The following is a 24388-nucleotide window of genomic DNA, read 5'->3' on the forward strand; positions in this document are numbered from 1 at the left end:
ACAGCGATCGCTAGTCCGGCCGGTTGGTCACGACCATGCCCACCTACCGAACGTCCTCACTCGTCAAAGCGCTTCGTCACAACGAAAGTCGTACCGGCAAGTGCCTCTCCAACAGGAGTCTTGGCCCACGCGGCAAGTTGTTCCTGTCGCCCGCCGCTGTGGTTCAGCAGTTCGATGATCTCGGCAATGGCAGGCCGCGTCGATCGAGTGCATCGAAGGACCGAGTTGCCATGAGCGGTGCTGTCCTCGTGTTCGGGGTCGTCGAGGTCGACATCCCACTGGCCGATCTCAACCTCCCAATCAACATGGCCGTACTCACCGTTCGGCCGAGGGGCCTCCACGTTGAGGTAGTAGCGACTTGGCCCAAGAGGGTCGTCCGTAATGGAGAATTCGCTGAGGAGCACGATCGCGTCGTTGACAGTCTGCCTGTACGCGTCCTGCAGGAGCCGCATGTCCTCGACCCCTTGCCTGATCTCGTCGGCAGTGGCGCCATGCTCCAGGCGGTTCAGCCGGTCACGATCCTCACCGCTCAGTCCTTCCACCCCGCCCTCGAAGGCCACGAAAGGGCTCTGGAAGTCCCAGCAACGCTCGCTTTCCATCTCGGGCGCGGACACGCCCTCCGAGTACTCGGTCCATGCGGCGTCGAGTCCGCGAACCTCGGCCTCCAGCTCAGCCGCAATCGCTTTCCCAACGGGCGGAGGTACGACCGCCGTAGCCTCGTCCAGATCGGCCAACGCCTCGTGCAGAAGCGCTTTCGCCTGCTCATACCACAAGCTGTGTGCGCCCTCGAGCAGGTCTGCACGAGCCGTTCGATCAGTCAGCGCAGCAAGATGCTCCCGCGGGTAGCGGGCGTGGCGATCGTCGCGGGTGTCCCACACGCTGACGGGCACGGTGGCACAAGCCGAGATCCGGTTGAGCGCATCAACGATCGGCCGAGCGAGTGCCGCATCCTCAACGCTCGTGATAGTCGACGACACCACACCGGCCGGTCCGCGAAACGTGGCCAGGATCTGCACTTTTCCGCGGTTCGGATGCTGGGAGTAGATAGTCACGAAGATACCCTTTCAGCCGACCCGCCCAGCGTGGGACGTGCCGACAGGTACGAGGAGGCACAAGGGAACTAGGCGGTGGCGAAGGCGCGCTCCAACGCTCCGTGCCTCATGGGGATGCCGGCGGTGGCTCAGGTCCGATCCCAAGCTCCATGCCTGGCTTCGACCGTACAGCATGAACGTTGTCCATGGCGGGATGTCGAACACGTGCCGATCCGACGCGTTCGATTACCAGCAGGGTGAGCCGCTCGTCTGCTACAGGTAGACGGTGCGACTTTCCAAGGATCAGCTCGTCGAAGGCATTCCCGCCGAGCAGGCTCGAGAACTGATGCGGATCTACCGCGTGAACCCTGGGCTCACCGAGTTCGCCGTCGACCTCCTCGAAGTGGGAGAAGCTGACGCAGAGAAGCTGCTGGAGCGGTTCGTCGAGGCTGGCTACCTCGAGATCGCGGAACGCGATCGAAATGGCGTCGCCTGGTGGTTCACTACGATCCGCGGCAACGCCCTTGCCAACGCCAGCTTCGCGAAGCCCATCACGAGGGCGACAGCGCAACGTCACCTCGATGGGTTCCTCGAGCGAGTCCGGACGTACAACGCCGACCGCAGCAAGCCCTACAGCGTCACGCGTGTGACGGTCTTCGGGAGCTACCTGGACAGCACCCAAGATCGCCTCGGCGATCTCGATCTGGCGATCCAGGTGGTCCGTCGAGGCAGCACCGAGGAGTACCTCAAGCGCCGCGACGCGATCACAGCTGCGTCGAGCCGGCGCTTCGGGTCGTACTTTGAGCGTCTGGTCTGGCCACTGCGCGAACTCGGCCTGTACCTCAAGGATCGCAAGCCCGCGATCAACATCACCGACGAGGACGTATCGGCGCTGACCGACCAGTGGTCGAACGTGTACGACATCCGAGCCGACGAGTCCGCTGAACAGCCGCCGGAGAACGCGACAGTCGAGGGTCTGAGCTGAGGCGCTCCATCGCGCGTGTCCACCATCAACTCCACCACCCACTAGGCCCCATCGCCTTCGTACCGGCGACATTTACGCCGTCGGGCGGCTGCGGACATCCGGGCCAACTGCAGCATGTGAGCGGTTCTGGCATGCACAGCCATCTCACGCCGTACCTCGGCAGGCAGTTCGTTGTCCGGGTCGACTTCACGCTCGAACCGTTCGAGGAAGGCCTCTGTTCCCCGCGACGTGCGGGCACCACGATCTGATGTCCTCGCCCACGATGCGTGCGCTGCGATGCGCGCCCGAAGGCTGCGTTGCTCGGGGCTCATACCGGGCTGTGCTGGCTGCTTGTGCGGGTCGTCAGACATTCTCGCCAATCCCGAGGCGCAGCTGCGTGTCCTGTGCTCGTTCAGCCGCCGCGCTGGCGCCGTAGTGGCGGGGCATGTCCTCCGACGTCCAGCCAAGCAACAACATCAAGTCACCGGTGTCACCGCCAGCCTTCTTCCACTCGTGGGCGTAGTTGTGGCGCCACCGGTGCGCGTGTACCCCGGTGAGACCAGCCGCAAGTCCGCGACGCTTAACCATCATCTTGATGCCGTTCGGCGCGAGTGGTCGTCGACCGCGCTCCGCCAACCACAAGTTCGGCAGGTCCGCGGCAACGTGCTTCTCGCGCAACCTCAGGTATCGGCTGATCGCACGTGCGGTCTTCGGGCCAAACCGCACGCGGCGTTCCTTGCCGCCTTTCCCGCGGTAGTGGACCGAGTCCAGGTTCAGGTCGACGTCTTGGAGCTGGAGATCGCCGACCTCGGACAGGCGCGCGCCCGTGTTGTAGTAGAGGCGGATGATCGCCTCGTCGCGCAGGTGGATGAAGTCCTTTCCCTTACACGTGTCGAGGACCTTCTTGGTCTCATCGTCGCGGATGACGGGTATCAGCTTCTTCTGCGTCTTGGGCTGCTTCACCCGCTCCATCGGCGAACGGTCGATCTCTTCCTCATCGAGCATCAGCCACTTGAAGAACTGCTGGAGGCCCTTGTGCTTGTTCAGTGCTGTTGCGGCTGATCTCGTCTCAACCATCCAGGCTTGGAAGGCCTCGATGTGCTCCTTGCGAACTTCTGCTGGATCGTCGGCCGCATCCACTGCGCGAACCTCGGAACAGCACTCGGCCAGGTAGCGGGCGAGCTGCGAAGCGGCGAGAAGGTAGTTGTACCGGGTGGTCGGCGGATAGTTGCCGGACCGCAGGGTTCGATCCCAGTCACGCAGAAAGCCAGCCCATGTCCGCGACAGTCCGGCTGTGAGTCGTCCCAGTTCAACTGGCATGGCAGACCGCCTGTCGCCGGTCTTTTGCCGATGCCAGCGGAGGTTGTGCCTCTCGGAAGGTGCGTTCGTCGACGAGCGGCTCGTGGACCCTCGGTGCCGAGGTGACCCACTGCTCCACTGGTGCCGGGCGGCCGGCAATGGTGCGTGCCCAGACCTGGCGCCCGGTGTACTTGACGTTGGTGACGATCCGCCGGACGGCCTTGGCAGTCCACCGCCCGTTGGGCACGGGTGCCGGGTACTGCCGCGGGTCGCTGTTGAGTCGCGCGGCGATGACGGCGAACGTCAGGCCGTGGTCGGCGCGCCAGATGAAGATCTGTTTGACGACCGTGGCGGTCTGCCAGTCCGGGACGAGAACCGCCCGCAGCTTGCTGTGCCCGCTGGGGTCGGTGACCCGGATACGCAGGGCGCGGTAGCCGTAGGGCGGTGGCCCGATCTGGTAGCCAGCTCGGACGATGCCGACCATGGATTGGCGGGCGCGGCGAGTGGTCTCGGCGTGGTGCGCAGCGAGCGCGGCCCACTGAATCCGGTTGCCGCGGGCGTCGACCAGTTCGCCGTCACTGGTCTGGTCATCCGCACCGATTTCGGTGTCGACACCCGACCGCGTTGTCCACAGATTTGCCCACAGGCGGGACCACCACGGTGGACAGATTTCAGCAACCGGTGTGCCTGTGCACTGATGGCGGGAGGCGGCGCGAAGGGCGGCGTGTTTGCGATGGAACTCCGGGTGCCAGCCGCACTCGCGGCAGTAAAGGCGGGTGGTCATGCCGCTCGCCTCCAGCCGGGGTAGGCGACGCCGTTGACGGCGGGCCGGATGACGTCGGCCTGGGTCGGCCAGGGGATGCCGGCCGCCGTCGCGGCGGCGAGTTCGGCGTCGTGTACAAGCTGGAAGACGAGCACCTCGTGATGCGCGACTCGGCGTTGCTCACCAGAACCGCGTACGACCAGCCGACTGCCGCGCACTTCCGCGGACAGCGCGACGCAGCGCTCGACCAGTGCCAGTCCGGCGGTGGTCGCGGCGGTGATGACCAGGCTTGCGAGGTCGACAAGCGATCCGTCCGCGCGCCTGTGCGGGCGCGCGACGATGGCGACGTGTCCGCCAGGCCGCAACAGTGGCTCGCAATACTGCAGCGTCTGAGCGAGTGCTCCGACGGCGGACTCGACTCGGTCTCTTTCCGGCCCGGTTCGGAGCGCTGTCAGAACGAGTCCGACTCGTCCGACCAGCCCGGCAGCTCGGACGGTCGCGAGCATTCTCGGTCGGGCTTCGAGGACGGAGCCGTCGCACCATGCGCCTGCTGTCTTCGCGGCGGTGACGTTGGCCCGGGCAAGGTTCCACCAAGGCTTGCGGACCGTGAGTCCGAGCGCGTGACGGCCTGCGCGCAACGACTCGGTCAGGACGGTGCCGGCTCCGCAGTCGGGGTCGAGCACGAGGTCACCGGTGCGCGTCCACGCCGCGATTGCATGAGCGGCGACGGCGGGAGGAATCCGCTCCTGGTCGAACTCGGTACCAGGGACACAGCCCGCTTCACGCAGCTGTGCACGGGTGCTGCGCTGCCCGGTCGGCCAAACAGAGGTTGCGCCGTCGTTCATCGGCTGACACCTTCCGACTCCGCCTTGCGGGCCGAGCCGACGGACCTTCCAAACACCAGAAGGTCGTCGTGCACCTGACGGTGCGGTGCTGACACCGGAGGAGCGTGGAGCACCTCGCGAAGAGGTACGCGCAGCAGCGCGATCCTGTCGCGGTAGCGCAGTCCTGCATCGTGTGCGGCGCGCACCAACCGCTCCGCGGGGTCGATGAAGCGACCACCGGAGCGAGCGCCGCGCGTGATGACGGCCAGGGTTCCGGCAGGCGTGAGCATGTCGGCCCAGCCGGACGGACGGAACCAGCCGAGCGCGATCGGATCGGCCGCGGCGAGTACGAGGTCGTAGCGGTCCGGTCCGGGTTCAGACTCGACCAGTCCGACATCGCGTTGCTCAGCGCTGGGCGCGACAGGCGTGTGCGTCTGAACGCCACGGCCAAGTCGGACGACGGTCCAGCCCGCCTCGTGGAGTCCGGCGTAAGGACCCAGCTGCGGCTGGCTACGGACCGATGTCACCGACAACGCGAGGTACGGCGCTGGGTGGAGCAGGAGTACGCGTTGGCCCGGTTGCGTGTAGGTCGTCACGGTCTTGGCGACCGCAGTCAGCAACCAGTTGGCAAGCAAGCCCGTGCCTTCGCAGAAGTTGTCCTGGCCGCATGGCCAGAGGGTGTTCGGCTGCGCCGGTCGAGCGGGGCGCCCACCGCGACGTAGCGGTGGTCTGCGCACTTGGGAGTTGCGAGCCAAAATCATCGCCTATCTCCTTAGTCGAGCGATCCCAGGTTCTGACACGCCTTAACTCCGCAATCCATGCCAATTTTGGACAGCCAGACCCGACGAGATTTCCGCGAAACCAGGACGGCGCCCACATCTGCCGCGCACCGAGGCCCATCGCTACTAGAACCGAACTAGCAGCGAACCAAAGAAGCTGGTCAGGTCATGGTTGACGATCAGAGCCAGCGCTGACCACGAGCGCTGGCCGAACCTTCGTCGCGAGACTCCGAAGCGACCTGGTCAAAGATTAGTAGGGACCCCGAGTGTTTCTAGCCAGTAATTAGCAGCGCCTTGGTATTTGCGTGGTATCGACCGTGGCGTCATGGCGTCGTTGTTTTCCAGATCGACGCGACAGGAGCCACGTCATGGCACCGAAATCTGTCATTCGCAGCAGCGACGACTACACGACCAACTCTCTGGACATCGCCCGCGACACCTTCACCTGGCTGGTTACCGGTCCACATCCGGTGTCGCTCGACGGTCGGGACTTCGAGGGACTCCCGAACCGCCAACTCCCGCTGGACGAGGTCCGCGACCACCTGCTTGCACGCAGTTGTTCTCAGTCGACGAAGGACGCGGTGTGGGCGCACCTGGTGCTGCGCTCCCGCGTTGAAGGAGCCACCTGGACGGTCGCCGCGGTCGGGGTCGCGTTGCCCGCGCTGACCTCCGTCGCGGCCACGCTGTCCGCTCGGTTCGCCGGCGATCCGGCTGACGTGCATGCCGAAGTTCTGCGCGGTTTCCTCGCCGCGCTGGCGACCATCGACCTGTATCCGCCACGAATCATGCTGCGACTCCGCTGGGCGGCTTACCGGTCCGGGTACGACGCGGTCACCGAAGCGCTAGCAAGTCCGATTCCGGTCGCGCAGGGGTTCCGTTCCGCTCCACCACACGCGCCTTGGGGACACCCGGACCTCGTCCTCGCCCGCGCCGTTCGCGACGGAGTCCTGACTCAGACCGAAGCCGCGCTCATCGGTGCGACCCGGCTGGAAGAGGTGTCCGTCCGCGACTGGGCAGCGGCGCACGAGATGAGCGAGTGGGCGGTCTACAAGGCCCGCAAGCGCGCCGAAGTCCGGCTCGTCGCGTACCTGCGTGATGACGGCACCGAGACCGAAGCGGACGAGAAGTCCGCGGCGCGCGTGTCCAAACCGGACGCGAAATCCGGAGTTCAGGGCTGCGGGACAGACCCGCGTTCAGCCCCGTCTTCGGAGGTGCCCCGATGCGCCTGATCGAACGATCCACCGCGCCGACACGCTCGCACCGACGGGCGCGCGTACTGCTCGTCCAACTCCTCGCCATCGCGCTGCTCGCGTCAGCCTCGGCGGCTCACGCAGACACCTCGGCTGTCGCCCTTGCCGGGTCCGTCAGCGACGTCCTCAACAACATCCGCAACTGGATCATGGGCATTCTCGCGGGCCTCGCGACCGTGTTCCTGACCATCGGTGGGGTCCGACGCGTCGTCGGTGGCGGCGATCCCGGCGAACAGGAGAAGGCCAAGGAGTGCTTCAAGTCCGCGGCTTGGGGCTACGGATTGGCTGCGCTCGCGCCGCTCGTCGTGGAGATCCTCAAAGGGATCGTGGGGGCCTGAGCGATGGCCGCCGGCACCCCGCCCACGTTCCGGCCGCGGCGCTGGCGTGTGGCCTTGTTGCTCAGCATCGTCGCCGTGTTGCTCGGCCTCGCGACGGCCACCGCCGTTGCGCAGCCGAGCGCTCCCCCGTCGCCGCAACCATCACCACCGTCCACGGCGTCTCCGCCGCCGACTGTGAACGTGCCGCAAACGGCAAAGGCCGACTCCGAATGTGGCATCACCGACCTGACCGCGTGCGTGCGCGATGGCTTCAGCTCGTTCGTGAACGTGTTGGTCGGCGAGTCGCTCAACTGGTTGCTGCGGCTGCTCGGCGACACCTTGCTGTCCACGCCGACGCTCGACCAGTTGCCCCGCATCGGCGAGATCTGGGAGCAGTCGCGGCTGTTCGTGGTCGCCGTGTACTCGCTGTTGGTGTTGGTCGCCGGGATCCTGGTGATGAGTCACCAGAGCGTCCAGACGCGACACTCGATCCGCGAGATCGCGCCACGAGTCGTGGTCGGCTTTCTCGCGGCGAACCTCAGCCTGTTGCTCGCCGATCAGGCCATCAGGTTCGCCAACGCCGCCTCGTTGGCGGTGCTCGGGGACGGGTTGGATCCGGAGAGCGCCGGGCGAGCGCTGTCCGAATTGCTCGTGGCGCTGGTGGCCACGTCGTTGGTGGATGGTGGGCTCTTCGCCGGACTGCTGTCGCTCGCTCTGGCGATCCTGTTGATCGGCCTGCTGATCGGCTATGTCGTCCGAGTCGGGCTCACGGTCCTTCTGATTGCAGGTGCACCTCTGGCCCTGATGTGTCACGGACTGCCTCAGACCGAAGGCGTGGCCCACTGGTTCTGGCGCGCTGGAGCAGGCGTGCTCGGCATACAGGTCGGGCAAAGTCTCACGCTCATCTGCGCGCTAAAGGTCTTCTTGCACCCAGGCGGCTTCAACTTCTTCGGCAGGCCGAGCTCCGACGGCATCGTCAACCTGATCGTCCTCATCGCACTGGTGTGGATCCTGGTCAAGATTCCCACCTGGGTGATGCAGCAAGTCAAAGTCGGCGGTGGCGGCCGTTCGTTCCTCGGCGGCCTGGCGCGTGCGTTCGTCTTCGGTAAAGCCATGGCGTTGGTCGGTGGTGGACGTTTCGCGGGCGTTGCTGCTCACGCCGCGAAGCGCTCGACCGGAACAGCACGTGCATCGGCGGCAGATCCGCCGTGGTCACCTCAACCTCGTTTCCCCTCTACACCTGAAGCGGTCACCAAACGCCTCAAGGAGGCATACGACGCGGAGCGGCTACGCGCTGCCCGTCAGACACGGGTGCCGTCCCAGCAACCGAAGTTCCTGCAGCCGCAGCCTCAGCAAACCGTTCATGAACCCGCGGTAGTGCCCGCAGCTGCAGGGCCGACGACGCCGGAGTTCAGCTCGGCGCCTGAACGTGTAGCAACCGGGCCGCGACGAGGCCCGCGGCCGGGATCGCAACCGCTGCTCCAGGCCGCTGGAGGTCCACGCCGACGCGGTGCCGCTCCGCCGCCGGCACGCCCAATCCGGGTGGCATCGGTGCCGACGCAACTTCGGTTCCAGCCACCACTCGCTCCCGCACCGCAGACGCCGCCACGCCCGCAAACGTCTGCTCCGGCCGCGCCCGTGTTCCAGCAGGCACGGCAGGAACCGCGGATCGGCGACGCCCGTCAGCGCGTCCACTCCGTTCCGCCTCCGCTGTTCCGCGCGCCGAAACCAGCATCTGGAGGTGAGACGAAGTGAGCCATCCCGTGAGGATTCCCGCCGACGTCGACCGTGAGGACCGAGTGATCGGCCCGCTGACCGCACGCCAGCTGCTCATCCTGGTTGTCACCGGGGTGGTGTTGTACGGGACGTACACGTTGACCCGCGGACTCGTTCCTCTCGCGGTCTTCCTGGTCGTCGCGGTTCCGATCGGAATTGCATCGGCGTTTCTCGCACTGGGACAACGCGACGGCATCTCGCTGGACCGGTTGGTGCTGGCGGCCCTGCGGCAACGGTTGAGCCCGCGGTTTCGGGTGTCCGCTCCCGAAGGCGTTCTGCGGGTGCCCGAGTGGCTGGATCACGTGTCGGACGAGCGGCAGTCTGCTGCTCAGCCCGCCGAACTCCGGCTGCCTGCCGAGGCGGTCACCGACACCGGCGTCATCGACCTCGGCAAGGACGGTGCTGCCGTCGTCGCGGTCTGCTCGACCGTCAACTTCAGCCTCCGCACAGCGGCCGAGCAGGAGTCGCTCGTCGCGTCGTTCGGTCGGTACCTGCATTCGCTGACCGCTCCAGTTCAGGTGCTGGTGCGTGCCGAGCGACTGGACCTGTCCGGGCAGATCGCCGAGCTCCGGGACCAGGCCGGCGGCTTGCCGCATCCCGCTCTGGAACAGGCCGCGCGCGAGCACGCCGAGTACCTCGACCAGCTCGGCCGCGCGACCGAACTGCTGCGCCGCCAGGTCCTTCTGGTCCTGCGCGAACCGCTGGTCACAGCCAATCAGGCCGACGACGGCGCCCGTCGAGCCGCTGAAGCGAGGCTGACGCGCAGGCTCGGTGAAGCGGTCGAGCTGCTCTCGCCGTCGGGGATTGTGGTCACTCCGCTGGACGCCGGACAAGCCACCGCGGTGCTCGCCGCGGCGTGCAATCCCGACAGCTTCCTCCCGCCGAACTCCGGTCTCGCGGGTTCGGACGAAGTCATCACGAGCGTTCCGGACGTGGGCTGGGACGACGACCTTGGGCCGAGGTGGACCTGATGAAGACCAAAGCCAAGTGCCGCAGCAGCTCCAGCTCGTTCACGCCGGACGCCCTGTCTGTCCATCCCCGTGCCCTGGAGGTTGGCGGCGAGTGGGTCGCGTCGTTTGCCGTCGTCGGCTACCCGCGTGAGGTTCACCCAGGTTGGCTCCAGCCGCTGCTCACCTATCCCGGTCGGGTCGACGTCTCGCTGCACATCGAGCCTGTCGACCCCGTCACCGCCGCCGACAGGCTCAAGAAGCAGCTGTCCAAACTGGAGTCCGGGCGTCGGCACACCAGCGAGAAAGGCCGGTTGCTCGATCCTCAGGTCGAGGCGGCGACCGAAGACGCCTACGACATGGCGGCACGAGTCGCCCGCGGCGAGGGCAAGCTCTACCGGTTCGGTCTCTATCTGACTGTGCACGCGGCGACCGAGGACGCGCTCGGCGACGAGGTGGCGGCAGTCCGGTCGCTCGCAGCGTCGTTGCTCCTGGACTGCAAGCCGACGACCTACCGCAGCTTGCAAGGCTGGGTCACGAGCCTGCCCATGGGGCTGGACCTGGTCGGCATGCGCCGCACCTTCGACACCAGTGCTCTGTCGTCGGCGTTCCCATTCACTTCACCTGATCTGCCACCACCGGACCCGACTTCGGTCGGTGCGCCGAGCGGCGTGCTGTATGGCTTCAACATCGGAAGCCAGGGACTCGTGCACCACGACCGGTTCGCATTGGACAACCACAACTCCGTGATCCTCGGACGTTCTGGTGCAGGCAAGTCGTACCTCGTGAAACTCGAACTGCTGCGGTCGTTGTATCGCGGCATCGAGGTGCACGTCATCGACCCCGAGGACGAGTACGCCCGGCTCGCGGACGCAGTCGGCGGTACGTACGTGCAGCTCGGTGCCGAGCATGTCCGGCTCAACCCGATGGACCTGCCGGTCCACACCCGGCCGGACGGCCGACGCACCGCACCTCGAGACGCGCTCATCCGCCGGAGCCTGTTCCTGCACACCGTTATCTCGGTGCTCCTCGACAGCGAGCTCACCGCGTCCGAACGCGCAGTGCTGGACAAGGCCGTCGCGTCGACCTACCAACGCGCTGGAATCACTTCTGATTCGCGCACCTGGACCCGGCCAGCACCCCTTCTCGCCGACCTCGCCGACACCTTGGCGAACGGCGACGATCCCGTCGGCGTCGACCTCGCCGCACGGCTGCACCCGTACATCACAGGTGCGTTCTCCGGATTGTTCTCCGGCCCCACCACAACGCGTCCTGAAGGACACCTCGTCGTCTTCTCGCTGCGGGATCTCGCCGACGAGCTCAAGCCGATCGGCACCCTGCTGACGCTGGACGCGGTGTGGCGACAGGTCTCCAACCCGGCGATCCGCAAGCCGCGACTGGTCGTGGTCGACGAGGCGTGGCTACTGATGAAGCAACCCGCCGGCGCCGAGTTCCTGGTCCGCATGGCCAAGGCGTCGCGCAAGCAGTGGGCCGGCCTCACGGTGGCAACCCAGGACACCGCCGACGTGCTGGGCACCGACCTCGGCAAGGCGGTCGTCGCCAACGCCGCAACGCAGATCCTGCTGCGCCAGGCTTCCCAGGCGATCGACGAGATCACCCGCACGTTCGACCTCTCTATGGGCGAACGCCAGTTCCTGCTCTCCGCCGATCGCGGTCAAGGGCTGCTGAGCACCGGAACACAGCGGGTGGCGTTCCAGTCCATCGCCTCGCCGGTGGAGCACCACCTCGTCACGTCGGACCCGGCGGAGCTCGCCGAGTACGCCGAGGCATCGCCTGACCTCGAGAACTCCTTCGTCGACCTCGACGCCGCCTAGCCACCTGGGGATGCTCATGTCCGCTCGACTGCTCACCCAGAACCGCGAGATGCGCCAGATCGGCGTGTGGAACTGGTCCCTCCCGGCGTGGGCAGGTCGACTGCCCGATGGCCGCACCTACAACACCTGTCCAAGCGCAGGGATCTGCGCGCAGGTCTGCTACGCCCGCCACGGCACGTACACCTGGCCCATCGTGCGCGCCAAGCACGAGGCCAACCTGATGTACGTCGTGGACGACCTGCCCGGCTGGCAGTCGGCGATGCTCGCGGAACTCAGCGCGCCCAAGTTCCGTGGCGGCTGGATCCGGATCCACGACTCCGGCGACTTCTTCTCCGACCTCTACCTACAGGCGTGGCTAGACATCTGCAGGGCGCTCCCGGACACGAACTTCTACGCCTATACCAAGGAGATCGCGCGATTCCGCGTGCTCGTCGAACCGGACCCGCCGCCGAACTTCCTGTGGGTGTACTCGTACGGCGGCACGCAGGACGCCGCGCTTGACCCGGCTGTTGACCGCGTCGCCGACGTCTTTCCCGACGAGGAAGCCATCGCGGCGGCCGGGTGGACGTCGCAGGAGGCAAGCGACCTGCTCGCAGTGCTCGGTCCACGGCTGGTGGGTGTCCCTGCGAACCGCATTCCCTTCTACCTCAAGAGGTTGGCAGGCCGCCGGTTCTCCGAGTGGCAGGCCGAAGTCGATGCCGAACGGACGTCTCGTCGCCGCCTGAGGCTCGTCGCCGACAACACCCGTCCGCCAGCGCAGGCAGCCTGAGGAGGCTCCATGTACCCCGTTCTGCTGGTCGCTTCACCGGTTGGCGACTACCTGCGCGATCCGCTCGGAGCGATCCACAGGCTGTTGGACCGCCTCCGCGACGCCGCCCTCACATGGGGCCCGATCCTCGGACCCTGGCTCGCAGGTTTGCTCTGCGCTGTCGTGGTGGCACGACGTTGGTGGCTCCGACGGCACCACCAGCGCTTGATGGCCAACGCACGGCTGATCACCGTGCTCGCTCCTCCAACCGTTGACCCGGCAGGAGCTATCACGGTCTGGTCGAACCTGGTCGGGCTGCTGCGACCAGGCTGGCTGCGCCGCTTCGCCGGGCAGCCGCACGTCACCTTCGAGCTGACCTTCACCGACGACGGCGTCCAGATCGCCCTTTGGGTTCCCGGCGTGGTGCCGCCCGGCATGGTCGAGCGCGCAATCGAAGCCGCCTGGCCCGGTGCACACACGCGCACCACTACGGCCAAGCCTCCGATTCCGATCACCCCACCTGCGGGCCAGCGCGTCGAAGCTGTCGGTGGCGAGCTGCGGCTCGCGAGGTCGGAGGCGCTGCCGATTCGCACCGAGCATCTAGCCGATCCGATCCGCGCGATGCTCGGTGCTCCGGTCGGGCTCGGCCCACACGAACGAGCCTGTGTGCAGATCCTCGCTCGTCCGGTCGCCGGGCACCGGGTCGCGAAAGCTCGCAGGGCAGCAAGGCGCGTGCATACCGGCGGATCCGTCCACCTCGTTGGGCGATTGCTCGACCTCGTAACACCGGGCAGCACCTCGAAGCGGTCGTCGTTCGGACACCAGCGAGGACTGGATCGGCAGTCCACTCTGGAACATGCGGCCCAGGACCGCGCTGTCGTGCAGAAACTACGGGCGAACCCGTTCGAGACCCGCATCCGGTACGCCGTGGCCACCACCGTCGCCGAGAACTCCAGTGCCAGCGAGATTCGTGCAGTGCGGGAAGTTCTCCGCGGGCGCGGTCACGCCATCGCCTCAGCGTTCGCCGCTTACTCCGAGCACAACTACTACCGCCGGGTCCGGCTCGGCCGTGATCCCGTAGCCATGCTGGCCGAGCGCAGACTCGGCAAGGGTGACCTGCTGTCGGTTTCAGAGCTGGCCGCGATCGCGCATCTGCCGATCGACGACGCCACGCCAGGACTCCAGCGAGCAGGCGCGAAAGCAGTCCCACCTCCGCCAGGCATCGCAACTGCTGGTGACCAGGTCAAGCCTCTGGGACGGTCCGACTCGGGCCACTCGCGCCCAGTCGGCCTGCACGTCGCTGACGCCCGGCATCACCTGCACATCCTTGGTGCCACCGGCTCAGGCAAGTCCGAGCTGATGGCCCGCTTGATTCTGGCGGACGCGGAAGCCGGCCGTGGCGTGGTCGTCATCGATCCCAAGGGCGACCTGATCACGGACATCCTGATGCGCCTGCCCGAAGAGCTGGGTGAAAAGGTCGTTCTGTTCGACGCCGACTCGCACTCCCGGCCACCCGTGCTGAATCCGTTGGAAGGCGAGGACAAGGCTCGCGCGGTCGACAACCTGGTCAGCATCTTCTCCCGGATCTACGCCTCCTCATGGGGCCCGCGCACGGACGACATCCTCCGTGCCGGACTGCTGACCTTGACCGCGATGCGGGGCACGCAAACCCTGGCCGATCTACCGAAACTGCTGACCGTGCCCTCCTTCCGCCGGATGGCCTGCGACCAGATCGGCGACGAGGTCCTGAAGGGGTTCTGGACCTGGTACGACGACCTGTCCGAAGCCAGCCGAGCACAGGTGATCGCACCGCTGATGAACAAGGTTCGCGGCTTCCTGTTGCGTCCGTTCGTCCGCGCCGCCATCGCAGGCGGTGAATCCACAGTGGACATCGACGATGTACTTAACACCGGCGGTATCTGCCTCGTACGCATCGCTCGCGACGCGCTCGGCATGGAGACCGCGAGGCTCGTCGGCTCGATCGTCGTGGCACGCACCTGGCAGGCGGCCACCCGGCGAGCTCGTGTCCCTCAGCGTCAGCGCCGCGATTGCAGCTTGTACATCGACGAGTGCCACAACTTCCTCAACCTCGCCTACCCGCTCGAAGACATGCTGGCCGAGGCACGTGGCTACCGGCTGTCCATGACGCTGGCGCACCAGTACCTCGGCCAGCTTCCGAAAGAGCTGGAAGAAGGCATCAGCACGAACGCCAGGTCGAAGATCTTCTTCAACGCCTCACCGGAGGACGCCAAGCGCTTGGCCCGGCACACCATGCCTCGGTTGAGCGATCACGACCTGTCCAACCTCGGCGTCTTCCACATCGCCGCCCGGCTCGTTCTCGGCGGCGAGGAGGCGCCTCCCTTCACCGCGATCACCGAGAAGCTGCCGCCCGCGATACCTGGTCGCGCAAAGGCGATCCGAAAAGCGGCCAAGGTCAACACCCGCCCACGTTCTTCTGACAACGGCGCTGACCATTCCGCGCCGCCTGTCACCGATCCCCGTCGCGCCGCCTAGGGAAAGGCGTACCTGTGATCACCAATCCGACTCCTCAGCGAGCGTTGCGCGGCCACATGCCGAAACGCCCTACCCCGCGAGCGGCAACTACAGGGGAGCATCACGCACGGCTCGCTAGCCGACTCACCCTCCGGGACCGGTGGTTGGCCCGGATGCTGTACGAGCACAAGGTCTTCACGACCCACCAGATCGTCGAGCTCGGCTATCCGAGCGTGCGCGCGGCCAATCACCGGTTGCTCGACCTGTTCAAGTGGCGGGTCGTCGACCGGTTCCAGCCGTTCGTCGGCCTCGGCACCGCGCCTATGCACTACGTGCTCGACATCGCCGGTGCCGTCGCCCTGGCGTACGAGGACGGCATCGATCCGAAGGCACTCGGCTACCGTCACGAGGACGCCATCGGCGTCGCCCACTCACTGCGGCTGGCCCACACCGTCGGGACGAACGGCATCTTCACGAGTTTGGTCGCACTGAGCCGGCAATCAGGCGCTCACGGCCGCCTGACGGCGTGGTGGTCAGAAATGCGCTGCAAGCGCCTGTTTGGCGACATGGTCCGCCCCGACGCTTACGGTCGGTGGCGCGAGAACGGGCACCAGATCGAGTTCTTCCTGGAGTTCGACTTCGGCACCGAAGACCTCGCCACGCTCGCGAGCAAGCTCCACGGCTACGAAAAGCTTGCTCTGGCCACCGGGATCACAACGCCCGTCCTGGTGTGGCTGCCCACGAACCGACGAGAGGCCAGCGCCCGGAAAGCACTCGCGACGGTCTTGTCAGGGCTGGATCGGCCAACGCTGGTACCGATCGCGACTAGCACCGCCCAGACGACAAGCGTGGTCGGCGAGAGCACCCCGGCGGCTGCACGGTGGTTGCCGGTCGTCGAGTCGGCGTCGCGACGCCCCGGCCGGCTTCGTCTCGCCGAGCTCGCTCAGCTGTGGCCGTACGCAGAGCCACCTGGCGCCGCAACGCCGACGGTCCTCGCCCGGCAAGAACTCGCCCTGCCCGATCCCCTTCCACCTGCACCAACCGCCAGCCAATTCCGGAGGTGACAGGTGAAGATCGCCCTCGCCGCAGCAGCTGCTGTCATCGCCCTTCCGATGATCCTCGGTGGCATCGGACAAGCCGTCGTGAAGGCCTTCTTCGGCGCCAGCAGCACCCAACCAAGCACAGAAGCGCTCGCCGACATCCCGCCCGACTACCTTGCCCTCTACCGAGCGGCGGCCCCTGCATGTCCAGGCCTCGGCTGGTCGATCCTCGCAGCCATCGGCAAGATCGAGAGCAACCACGGCCGCAGCACCCTGCCCGGCGTCGCCGACGGAACCGAGAACTTCGCGGGTGCCCGCGGACCGATGCAATTTCTTCAGCTCACGTTCGACGCGGTCGTCAAGCGGCACCCGCTCCCGCCCGGAGGCAACAACCCACCCTCGCCCTGGAACAAGCACGACGCCATCTACGCCGCTGCTCACTACCTGTGCGACTCCGGAGCGCAGAAGGACCTGCGCAAGGCGATCTTCGCCTACAACCACGCGGACTGGTACGTGAACGACGTGCTCGAACAGGCGAGAAAGTACAGCGACGCGTTGGTCGGTACCGGCGACTGCAACGACGTTCAGGCGCCGAACCGGGCCGCCACCATCGCGATCAAGTTCGCCTGCGAGCAGCTCGGCGAACCGTACGTGTGGGGAGGAAACGGCGAGACGGGCTGGGACTGCTCAGGCCTCACCACGGCCGCCTACGCCGCCGCAGGCATTCGGATTCCCCGCCATACTCAGGCTCAATACGACGCTGGGCCGCTCGTTCCACCTGGCCAGCCACTCATGCCCGCCGACCTGGTCCTCTACGGCACGCCTGACAAGGTCCATCACGTAGGCCTCTACATCGGCGCGGGCAAGATGGTCCACGCGCCGACGTTCGGCCAACCCGTTCAGATCAGCGTTTACCGATGGGATGGCGACGACTATCTCGCGGCGTCCCGCCCGACCAACGCCACCGATGCAGGTCTCTAGCTTCACCCGCACCCGGTGACGTCGATCCGCAGCCGAGCTCATCTCGTCACCACTTGCTGTGCTCCCGCTGCCACCTGGCCTCGACCTTCGGCGCCAGCTCCTCCCGCAGGTCGTCCTCGGTCCGGCCGTGCTTCGCGGCGAGCGCAACCAAGATGAGCCTTGCGTCCTCCTGGTATTCAGCGATCGTGTCGCGGTGGTACGCCACGTTCCGCTTGGCCAGGTGCCTGGCATAGCTGAGGAGTTCTGCGTAGGAACGGCGAGCAGAGAACTCGGTCGCGATCGCTCCGCCATGCCTGGTGCGCAGCGGGGTTCCATCAGGCGCCGTGATCGCCTTAGCGGCCCTGGCCTTCGCGCGCTCGGCCTTCTCCGCGATCCGCGCGAGCTGCTCCGGGGTCTTGATCTGGCTGGGCCGGTTGCGCACTTCCACAGGCGCGCTCGGGTAGCACTCGGTACACGCGGTTTTGCCTGCCAGCTCGACGATTTCCGTTTCATCATGCCCAGACAGGTGTGTCAGCCAAGCGAACTTCGTGGTGTCGAAACAAGTCCTGCACTCCATGGTGCGGTGCACATGGCCGCCGGCGTTGAGGACGAGCCATGCGCGAGTCCATCCGCCTCGGCGGTCGAACTCGTCCTCCAGCGGCCCGGCAGCCACCTTGCACTCCATGACGGTCTGAGAAGCGCTCTCGATCTGGGGCTCCAGGCCAGCCGCGAGATCGGCCGCGTGGGCTTCCAGCCAGTCCTGGCGACGCTTCGTGAGCATGCGGACGGCGTGCTCCGCCTTTGCGCGCTCAGTGTTCAGACGATCGAGTTCGGCGTCGATCTCGGTTGGGTTCGCAGTGGTCAGATCTTCAATAGCCATGATCGGTCACCTCAACTTGGTTGTGTCGCGCGCCTACCGCGCGGACAAGGACAAATGGGAGGTTGATGAAGTACGTGCGCGGTCATCCGCCAGCGGGCCGTTCGGTGATCCGAATCAGGTCGGCCATGCAACGAATTGCTCTCGCGAGTTCCATAGGCTCGCGGCGTTCGGCGAGAGCACGCGGCATCCACTCGTCGGTCAGGCCGTTGCCGACGCCGAGCACGACCTTGTTCCCGAGACCCCACAACACCGCGTTGACTGCGAGGCATGCCACCGCGAGCCCGTCCACGTCAACCGCCCACCACTCCACGGTGGAGGGATCGCGGTCGAGCTCACGCATGGCTTCAGCCGCAGCACGAAGGAGGGCGCCCGTACCCGCCGTCGGTTCAAGTACGCGCTCGCCTTCACTCGGCACACCGACCATGCGTGCCATCACCTCGGCGACGCACGCCGGTGTGTAGAACTGCCCGCGCGCGCTCTTCGCGGTGCGCGAGCGGAGCACTTCGAGCAGGGCGCCGAACAAGTCCGTCTCACGTCGCCGGTCAGTTCCTGTGAGGTGGAGTTGTCCCGCGCGTAGTGCGGCATCCGCCACACTCTTGGCTGCCGAGACCGCTTGATCGTCGAGACTCCATTCGCTGTGCCACAACGAGATCAGCGGCCATGCTCGGTTGACGAGATCTGGTCTGGCCTTGACGAAGATCGCCCACTGCATACGAGCGAAGTCGGAGAAGTCGCCAGCTGACAACGAAAGGAGGTAACTCACCACGTCGTCGCGCTCGTCGTCCGGCGGAGCCAGGAACGCCAGCGCGCCGACAACTGAAACAGGGACTTCGAGTCGTCCTGAGCCGTGGACACGGTGCCAGGTCTCGTCAACGGCTTCTGCGATCTTCACTGCGTGTTGGTGCGGATCTGTGGGCACACGCCCAGCCTGCGATTGCTTTTGTGAACACATGACAGCGCTCCGGGCCGCAAACGGGCCGAAAGGTCGAGTTGCGCATCTAGGAGCGGCACGCTGGAGAAGGCCGGTGCGGGCCGACGGGGCACCTCACGGTGGAGGTGTCGCACCCCCGCCGGCCACCACACAAACCCGCCTGCGAACAGGAGGGCATCCGTAGCGTAGCCCCGTTCTGAACTCCGCGTTCGTGCCGCATGCAGCGGTGACGCGCCGTCCGTCGGCACTTCCGCATAGTGGGGGCGAACGGCGCTCCGAAGACTGCGAGACCTTGGAGCGCCGCTCAGCCGAGGTCAGCCGACGACGAACGCGCCAGGATGCAGCATCGTCAGCTTCCTGTGCGGACTGGACTCGCCGGGGTGCGGGACGTGCAACACCAGGCGGCCCGCAAGATCACCGCCCGCGTCGTCCGGCACTCGTCGCACGGTGAAACAGAACGCTCCACGCGGGTCACCGACGCTGATCGACACGGTGACGGAGTCGTCGACCTCGTCCGCGTCGATCGTCGCGGAGTTCACCCACGACAACGGAGCTCGTTCCGGTACGTGCGCGGTTGGCTCGTCACCGTCCGGGGAGCACGTCGCCTCTCCGGACTCGGTTTCGTAGCCGCTGGCCGTCTCGACGATGTCCTCACCGCACCGAGTGCAGTGGTAGCCGGAGTCCGTTTCCCATGGGAATTCAAGGGAGACAGTCACCGAGTCGTCCTCGACGAACCGCAGTTGGTCCTGATCGACAGAGAGCATGGCGGACATGGCACACCTCACGCTGAGGGAAGAACGAGGGTTGGGAAGTCGGCTACTCAGGCCGTGAAGCGGAGCGACTTACGACACTGCGGGCATGCGATGTAGGCGCGCTCGCGATCACCGAAGGGCACTCGCGCTTGACCGCTGATCGTCGGGGCGCCGTCGAAGAGGCCACCGTTGACGCAGTGCAGCCGGTAACCGTCGCAGGTCTCCCACTGATGGCCGTTTGCGCAGCAACCGACCGCGTGCGCATAGTCCGCCCAGTAGGCCGTGTCGGTGGTGGTGTCGCGGTAAACCTCGGGTTGGCCGTAGAGGCCCCCGTCACCGCTCATCGTCACCATCAGGTCGCCCAGCTCACCGCCGGCCGAGAACACCAGGAAGCCGAGATCATCCGAGAGGATGTTCTCCACGTTGCAGGTGTTGTGCGCCCAGAACAGCCCATCACCGTAGAGGCCGATCGGGTCTTCCCCGGTTCGCTCCTTTGCCCAGAGCACCAGCACACGTGCTGTCGGGTCCCGATGCCCTCTCTCATCCATCCACTCGCGCAGCTCGTTCGTGAGCTCTTCGCAGAGTTCCGCGCGCTCGGCAATCCACTCAGCGGTATCAACGCTGAGCCAACCATCGCCGTTGCTCCACGCGGTGACCATGACATCAGCCATGACGACCACTCCTGGCGGTTATTGGGTTTGTGTGGTTGCGAGACATACGGGGTGCGAACCCATCTCGCGATACATCAAAGATAGCATCAAACCAATCGGAGCACAATGGATTCCTGCGGCCCTTTCCATGATTCTTTAGCGCTTCACAAGTGATCAGAATGTGCCAGGATTCAGACATTCAAGCCAGGACGAGACACTGATAGACCAGTAAACATGCCAGACCAGATGACTTATCACACTAAATTCAGCTAAATAGAGAAGGCGTCATTACTGAGCTTTCTGACATCAAGACCGGCCACCCGCCGTTAGAGCGGAGGTGTGGACCATCGTCGCGTCGGTCGACTGCTCAACTGCCTGCCGGCTACCGAGTCGGGCGTCACACAGGTAGCCACCACACTACTGCTGACCAGCAGATTTGCGCGACCAAAGGGCTTCTTCCCTAGAGGGCGCCTGGCCAGGAACGTGACACGGACCCTTCAGGGGCGATCCAAAGATGCGGCGCTTCCGCAGCCAAGCCACGAAAGCACCGCATACAACAAAATCAAGAAAAACGTGTACGTCGACCTGCGATCAGACCGGAGTTCTTCCACAAAAGACATGAGCACCCGAAAGGTCTACAGTGTCGCGTGGCCTATCTTGGTCCGCACGCAGTATATCCATCAGACCCTAGGTTGCGACAACGAGCACCATTCCCCACCGGGTGACCCGCTGAGATTCGGCGGAGTGGAGACGTAGTAGGCGTTGACGATCACGTGTGCGCCGTCACGATAAAAGGGAACTTGGTACCAGGGTGGCACACACGATGTTCCAGTATTTCCTGTATCCCAGTGGAATTTGATGAGGATGAAGTTGCCGCCGCAGTGGAAGTAGCGGGCGGTGAGTTCTCCTACGGGTTGAGGCAGGGGAACGAAGCCGCAGCCCGGCGGCGGCCAGATTCTCGTGGCCGCGGCGGCGTTCGGAGTGCTGGCAGCAGCGGCGGCGACCAGCATGGCCGCGGCGCTGAGCACGCTAGCGAGTCGTCGGTTCATGAATGGCTCCAATCTCGGAATTGGTTGATACAGCTGGAAACCCGGAGGCCGGCCGCAGCTCACGACGCTGCTGCTGTGCGGCCGGAGGAAGCGACCTGCGGCCCACTGCGGTCCTGCAGGAACTCGGCGAGGTCGCACGTGGCAGGGCTCGGCTCTTCGTCGATTTCGCCGAGCGTGGCGGTCAGCAGGGTGAGCGTTCGAGGAACGGCGGCGAGCTGTCCGAGCTGAGCCTGGGTGCTCATGATCTGGCGGTAGACGTCCTCGTTGTACGGATCGAGTTGGCGTGCCCGCTCAAGCAGGACGAGCACCTTCTGCGGGTCCGCATCGCCGTGCTCGTTGATCAACGCACTGAGTGCGTCCAGCACGTCGCGCCGCGCAGACTCGCGGAACGGCTCGATCCATGGCGAGAGGACGTCTTCAGCGAGATCTCCCTCGTAGAGGTCAACAGCACGCTGCAGGCATGACTTCCGGTCGGCACCGGCCGTCCCTGCGTTCCCAAGCAGCTGTTGAAGCTTCCAGAAGTCCACCTCGGCGAGTTCGCGGTTCAGTTGGTAGCGGCCATCGCTGTTCAAGACGAAGTTCGCCAGGGAGCCGCCGGTGGCATCGGCGACCACACGCCGAAGCACTGACAACGTGTTGTGGAATGAGTTGTAGGGCCGCGGCGGCCTGCTGCCGGGCCACACCGCCTCGTTCAGGACCTCACGCCGGACACCCTGCGGATGTAGCGCTAGGTGCACCAGCACTTCGCGCTGCTTCGGGGTGAGCAGGTCGCTGAGATCGACACCCTCGGAGTCAGTCGGCGCGAGCACAAGTTGAAAGCGACCGAAGACCTTCACGGTCAGGCGAGATGACACCGCAGCGGGTGCCGAACCCGCAGGTGCAGCATCGGGAACGGCGCTCGCTCGCGGCTTGGGAAGCCTTGCGTCCGGTATCGAACGGACATCGTCGTCGACGCCCTCAGGCCCCCTTCGAACTTCAGCCTCGCGGAGGACGGCGAGAAGGTCCGCGGCGTCGGCGGCGGGCAGGTTGAACAGCCTCGCCCCGGAGAGTTCGTCTCCAAGGCCAGGGCTGGTCGCGCTTACCGTTCCGTCGACCCGAACGACGACCGTCGCGCCTGGACGCCATTGCCCCAGAAGAATGCCGGCAAGGCCGAAAGCAGATCCGTTGTCGAGCACAGCTTGTAGCCGGCGCTCGGTGTGTCCGACGGAGCGAGCAACGAGGACGACGGCGTCCGATGCCCTCAAAAGCCCGTCGAGGGCTTGCCGGGCACGGGTGAGCAGGAGCGCCTCCATCTCGTCGAGCGCGGCGTCCAGCGAGGCAACGACCTCGACGGTGTGTGGCAGGCTCTGGGCCTCTACCTCACCGAAGACCAGGTGGAGATCGTCAGCCGGCACGAGCACGCGACAGGTTGCGTCCGTCTCTTGCGCGGTGACCAGGTGCAGGAGGAGCGCTCGCGCCGCCGCAGTGGCGCCAGGCCCGGACAAGCCGAGGCCGCGAGTGCTGGCGAGGTCCACAGCGAACTCGCGCCCGCGTCTCGTTCCCGCCGCCGCAGGTAGCCGTGACGGCTTGCTCGGCTCCAGCACACCTTCCGCGATCAACCGAACATTCGGTCGGCGCGGGCCGAAGTGGACGAACTCGGTGCTATCGCTCTGCCGGTCTCGCATGGTCTCGTGCCCAGCACGCAACGCCTGAACCACGGGAGCAACCGGGCGATGAAGGTCGGACCGCTTGCCGCTGCCGATCCGGTACCGGCGCCTGCGCCGTATCTGCATCGCCACGACGGCGGCCGAGATCGCTCCCGCAAGACCGAGGCTTACGTATGCACCGGTCAGTAGGCTCAGCCCTGGTTCGCCCAGTTCTCCGCGAGGCTCGGCCGCTTCCTCGGACGGGGCAGGATCCGTGACTGAGCTGGACGGCGTGGCCGGCATTTCACTCGGCGGTGGCTCTTCCGCTGGCTCCGGAACGTAGGCGGCGATCTTCCAGCCCGATCGCACGAGGTCGGGGTTCGTGAGGGACCGACCATCCATCTGCTCAACGCCACGGTTGAGCTGGTAGAGCTCAGGCCAGCGGTCACCACCGCCCGGTCCGTAGATCCGTTCCGCGATCCGCCACAAGCTGTCGTAAATCCCGTTGTGCGGTAGGCGGACTTCATCGACAACCCGCACGAGACCGGGCGGGGCTGGTGCTGCGTGGTCCACCGCCAACTCCAGGGTTGGAGGCGAGACATCACGTTGTTCCGTGACGCCAGGAGTCAGGGGCGCAACCACAGCGGCGACAGTCGGCTCGTGCGCATGGTCACCAGCTGCTGGTATAGCGAAGGCTCGGTTGCTCAGCAGGGTCAGCACCACGGCACCGATGAGAGTGGCTGTGAGCGCGTGGAACGGTCCGCGCGTTTGAAATGGTGTCCAAGCGATTCCGCGCGCGACGTCGACAACGGAGCGCAGCACGGACAAGACGAAGACGAACCATGCGATCCAGCAGACGATCGCCAGCGCGTCGATGAAGAACTGGCCGCCCATCGGACTGAGCAGCGACACCTGGACCTCGTCCCAGGTCGGCACATGGTCAGGAAGCGGCCAGCCAACGAAGTGCACCAGCCCCCAGGGAAGACCCGCCATCAACGCCGACAGCACACCGAGGGCCAGCAGACCTCGCACCGCCCCAACGCTGCCCGACAGGCAACCTGTCCCGGTCATGGCGTGCCTGTTTCCTTCACAGCAAAGGAATCTTCTGCTGTGGAGTCGACGTGCTTTTGTGGCTCCGGAATATCCGCGGTCCGATCACGTCCCCTCCGGCCCGGTGGGAAACCGGCGCCGCCCTTCCTGCGCCTTCCGCGGGACTGCTTGCGCGAGTCGAGGATCTGAGCCAGATCAGCAGCTGATACGCCAGTGAACCTGGCCAGCTCGTCCACCGCGATCACGTCACCGTTCTCGGCGATGGCATCACCGATCTGCTGATCGATGTCTGCAAGTCGTTGAACCACTGCGACGCGTTCATGCGCGAGTTCACCAACGAGCTGGGCGGCTTTGGTCCGTCGTGCACTGCGAGCCGAGTCAGCTTCCTCAACGCGGCGTGCGATGTCGTCGATCGTCGTCATCTC

The 24388-nt window shown here is 65.9% G+C and carries 22 protein-coding genes; 10 read left to right on the forward strand and 12 right to left on the reverse strand.

Annotated elements, in window-relative coordinates:
• Positions 1–56: 56 nt before the first annotated feature.
• Positions 57–1052 (reverse strand): hypothetical protein, encoded by a 996-nt coding sequence (locus ACFOWZ_RS41510; protein ID WP_382379481.1) that lies wholly within the window; start codon positions 1050–1052, stop codon positions 57–59.
• Positions 1053–1317: 265 nt separating this feature from the next.
• Between ACFOWZ_RS41510 and ACFOWZ_RS41515 the strand changes: the two genes are divergently transcribed.
• Positions 1318–2016, forward strand: coding sequence for a hypothetical protein (locus ACFOWZ_RS41515; protein WP_382379482.1), 699 nt, complete (start codon positions 1318–1320; stop codon positions 2014–2016).
• Positions 2017–2358: 342 nt separating this feature from the next.
• On the opposite strand, the gene ACFOWZ_RS41520 is transcribed toward ACFOWZ_RS41515, so the two are convergent.
• Genes ACFOWZ_RS41520 through ACFOWZ_RS41535 form a run of 4 tightly spaced genes read right to left on the reverse strand, consistent with a single transcriptional unit; the run spans position 2359 to position 5516 of the window.
• Positions 2359–3315 carry a tyrosine-type recombinase/integrase gene (locus tag ACFOWZ_RS41520; protein ID WP_382379483.1) on the reverse strand — a complete coding sequence of 319 codons (957 nt, stop codon included), beginning with the start codon at positions 3313–3315 and terminating at the stop codon, positions 2359–2361.
• On the reverse strand, positions 3305–4078 hold the full coding sequence (locus tag ACFOWZ_RS41525) for a recombinase family protein (RefSeq protein WP_382379484.1): 774 nt from the start codon (positions 4076–4078) through the stop codon (positions 3305–3307). Before ACFOWZ_RS41525 ends, ACFOWZ_RS41520 begins: the two co-directional genes overlap by 11 nt.
• Positions 4075–4902, reverse strand: coding sequence for a DNA methyltransferase (locus ACFOWZ_RS41530; RefSeq protein ID WP_382379485.1), 828 nt, complete (start codon positions 4900–4902; stop codon positions 4075–4077). The genes ACFOWZ_RS41525 and ACFOWZ_RS41530 overlap by 4 nt, the downstream gene beginning before the upstream one ends.
• Positions 4899–5516 (reverse strand): hypothetical protein, encoded by a 618-nt coding sequence (locus ACFOWZ_RS41535; RefSeq protein ID WP_382379486.1) that lies wholly within the window; start codon positions 5514–5516, stop codon positions 4899–4901. The genes ACFOWZ_RS41530 and ACFOWZ_RS41535 overlap by 4 nt, the downstream gene beginning before the upstream one ends.
• A gap of 512 nt (positions 5517–6028) precedes the next feature.
• Here ACFOWZ_RS41535 and ACFOWZ_RS41540 point away from each other — a divergent pair.
• The 9 genes from ACFOWZ_RS41540 to ACFOWZ_RS41580 all read left to right on the forward strand — a co-directional run bounded on the left by ACFOWZ_RS41540 (position 6029) and on the right by ACFOWZ_RS41580 (position 17047).
• Positions 6029–6889, forward strand: coding sequence for a hypothetical protein (locus tag ACFOWZ_RS41540; protein WP_382379487.1), 861 nt, complete (start codon positions 6029–6031; stop codon positions 6887–6889).
• Positions 6880–7248, forward strand: a complete 369-nt coding sequence (locus tag ACFOWZ_RS41545; RefSeq protein ID WP_382379488.1) for a pilin — start codon at positions 6880–6882, stop codon at positions 7246–7248. The genes ACFOWZ_RS41540 and ACFOWZ_RS41545 overlap by 10 nt, the downstream gene beginning before the upstream one ends.
• 174 nt (positions 7249–7422) lie before the next feature.
• Positions 7423–8982 carry a hypothetical protein gene (locus ACFOWZ_RS41550; RefSeq protein WP_382379489.1) on the forward strand — a complete coding sequence of 520 codons (1560 nt, stop codon included), beginning with the start codon at positions 7423–7425 and terminating at the stop codon, positions 8980–8982.
• On the forward strand, positions 8979–9974 hold the full coding sequence (locus tag ACFOWZ_RS41555) for a PrgI family protein (protein ID WP_382379490.1): 996 nt from the start codon (positions 8979–8981) through the stop codon (positions 9972–9974). The genes ACFOWZ_RS41550 and ACFOWZ_RS41555 overlap by 4 nt, the downstream gene beginning before the upstream one ends.
• A complete protein-coding gene (locus ACFOWZ_RS41560; protein WP_382379491.1) occupies positions 9974–11785 on the forward strand; it encodes a VirB4 family type IV secretion system protein in 1812 nt (603 codons plus the stop codon). Before ACFOWZ_RS41555 ends, ACFOWZ_RS41560 begins: the two co-directional genes overlap by 1 nt.
• A gap of 10 nt (positions 11786–11795) precedes the next feature.
• Positions 11796–12554, forward strand: coding sequence for a GP88 family protein (locus ACFOWZ_RS41565; RefSeq protein WP_449280291.1), 759 nt, complete (start codon positions 11796–11798; stop codon positions 12552–12554).
• 9 nt (positions 12555–12563) lie between these two features.
• A complete protein-coding gene (locus tag ACFOWZ_RS41570) occupies positions 12564–15047 on the forward strand; it encodes a type IV secretory system conjugative DNA transfer family protein (protein WP_382379493.1) in 2484 nt (827 codons plus the stop codon).
• A 14-nt stretch (positions 15048–15061) separates the two neighbouring features.
• A complete protein-coding gene (locus tag ACFOWZ_RS41575; RefSeq protein WP_382379494.1) occupies positions 15062–16090 on the forward strand; it encodes a replication-relaxation family protein in 1029 nt (342 codons plus the stop codon).
• A 3-nt stretch (positions 16091–16093) separates the two neighbouring features.
• The gene (locus tag ACFOWZ_RS41580; protein ID WP_382379495.1) at positions 16094–17047 is read left to right on the forward strand and encodes a C40 family peptidase; all 954 of its coding nucleotides are present in this window, start codon (positions 16094–16096) and stop codon (positions 17045–17047) included.
• A gap of 46 nt (positions 17048–17093) precedes the next feature.
• On the opposite strand, the gene ACFOWZ_RS41585 is transcribed toward ACFOWZ_RS41580, so the two are convergent.
• From ACFOWZ_RS41585 to ACFOWZ_RS41615, 7 genes are all read right to left on the reverse strand, one after another.
• Positions 17094–17906 carry a hypothetical protein gene (locus ACFOWZ_RS41585; protein ID WP_382379496.1) on the reverse strand — a complete coding sequence of 271 codons (813 nt, stop codon included), beginning with the start codon at positions 17904–17906 and terminating at the stop codon, positions 17094–17096.
• Between the two features lie 82 nt (positions 17907–17988).
• Positions 17989–18798: an N-6 DNA methylase gene (locus ACFOWZ_RS41590; RefSeq protein ID WP_382379497.1), complete on the reverse strand. Its 810-nt coding sequence runs from the start codon at positions 18796–18798 to the stop codon at positions 17989–17991.
• Positions 18799–19151: 353 nt separating this feature from the next.
• A complete protein-coding gene (locus ACFOWZ_RS41595; protein ID WP_382379498.1) occupies positions 19152–19601 on the reverse strand; it encodes a hypothetical protein in 450 nt (149 codons plus the stop codon).
• A 56-nt stretch (positions 19602–19657) separates the two neighbouring features.
• The gene (locus ACFOWZ_RS41600) at positions 19658–20260 is read right to left on the reverse strand and encodes a hypothetical protein (RefSeq protein ID WP_382379499.1); all 603 of its coding nucleotides are present in this window, start codon (positions 20258–20260) and stop codon (positions 19658–19660) included.
• Positions 20261–20919: 659 nt separating this feature from the next.
• The gene (locus tag ACFOWZ_RS41605) at positions 20920–21288 is read right to left on the reverse strand and encodes a DUF6355 family natural product biosynthesis protein (RefSeq protein ID WP_382379500.1); all 369 of its coding nucleotides are present in this window, start codon (positions 21286–21288) and stop codon (positions 20920–20922) included.
• 59 nt (positions 21289–21347) lie between these two features.
• Positions 21348–23945: a BTAD domain-containing putative transcriptional regulator gene (locus ACFOWZ_RS41610; RefSeq protein WP_382379501.1), complete on the reverse strand. Its 2598-nt coding sequence runs from the start codon at positions 23943–23945 to the stop codon at positions 21348–21350.
• A gap of 35 nt (positions 23946–23980) precedes the next feature.
• Entirely contained in the window at positions 23981–24385 is a 405-nt protein-coding gene (locus ACFOWZ_RS41615; RefSeq protein WP_382379502.1) for a hypothetical protein, read from the reverse strand.
• Positions 24386–24388 lie beyond the last annotated feature (3 nt).

Origin of the sequence: Lentzea rhizosphaerae (assembly GCF_042649515.1) — a bacterium.
Taxonomy (GTDB): domain Bacteria; phylum Actinomycetota; class Actinomycetes; order Mycobacteriales; family Pseudonocardiaceae; genus Lentzea; species Lentzea aerocolonigenes.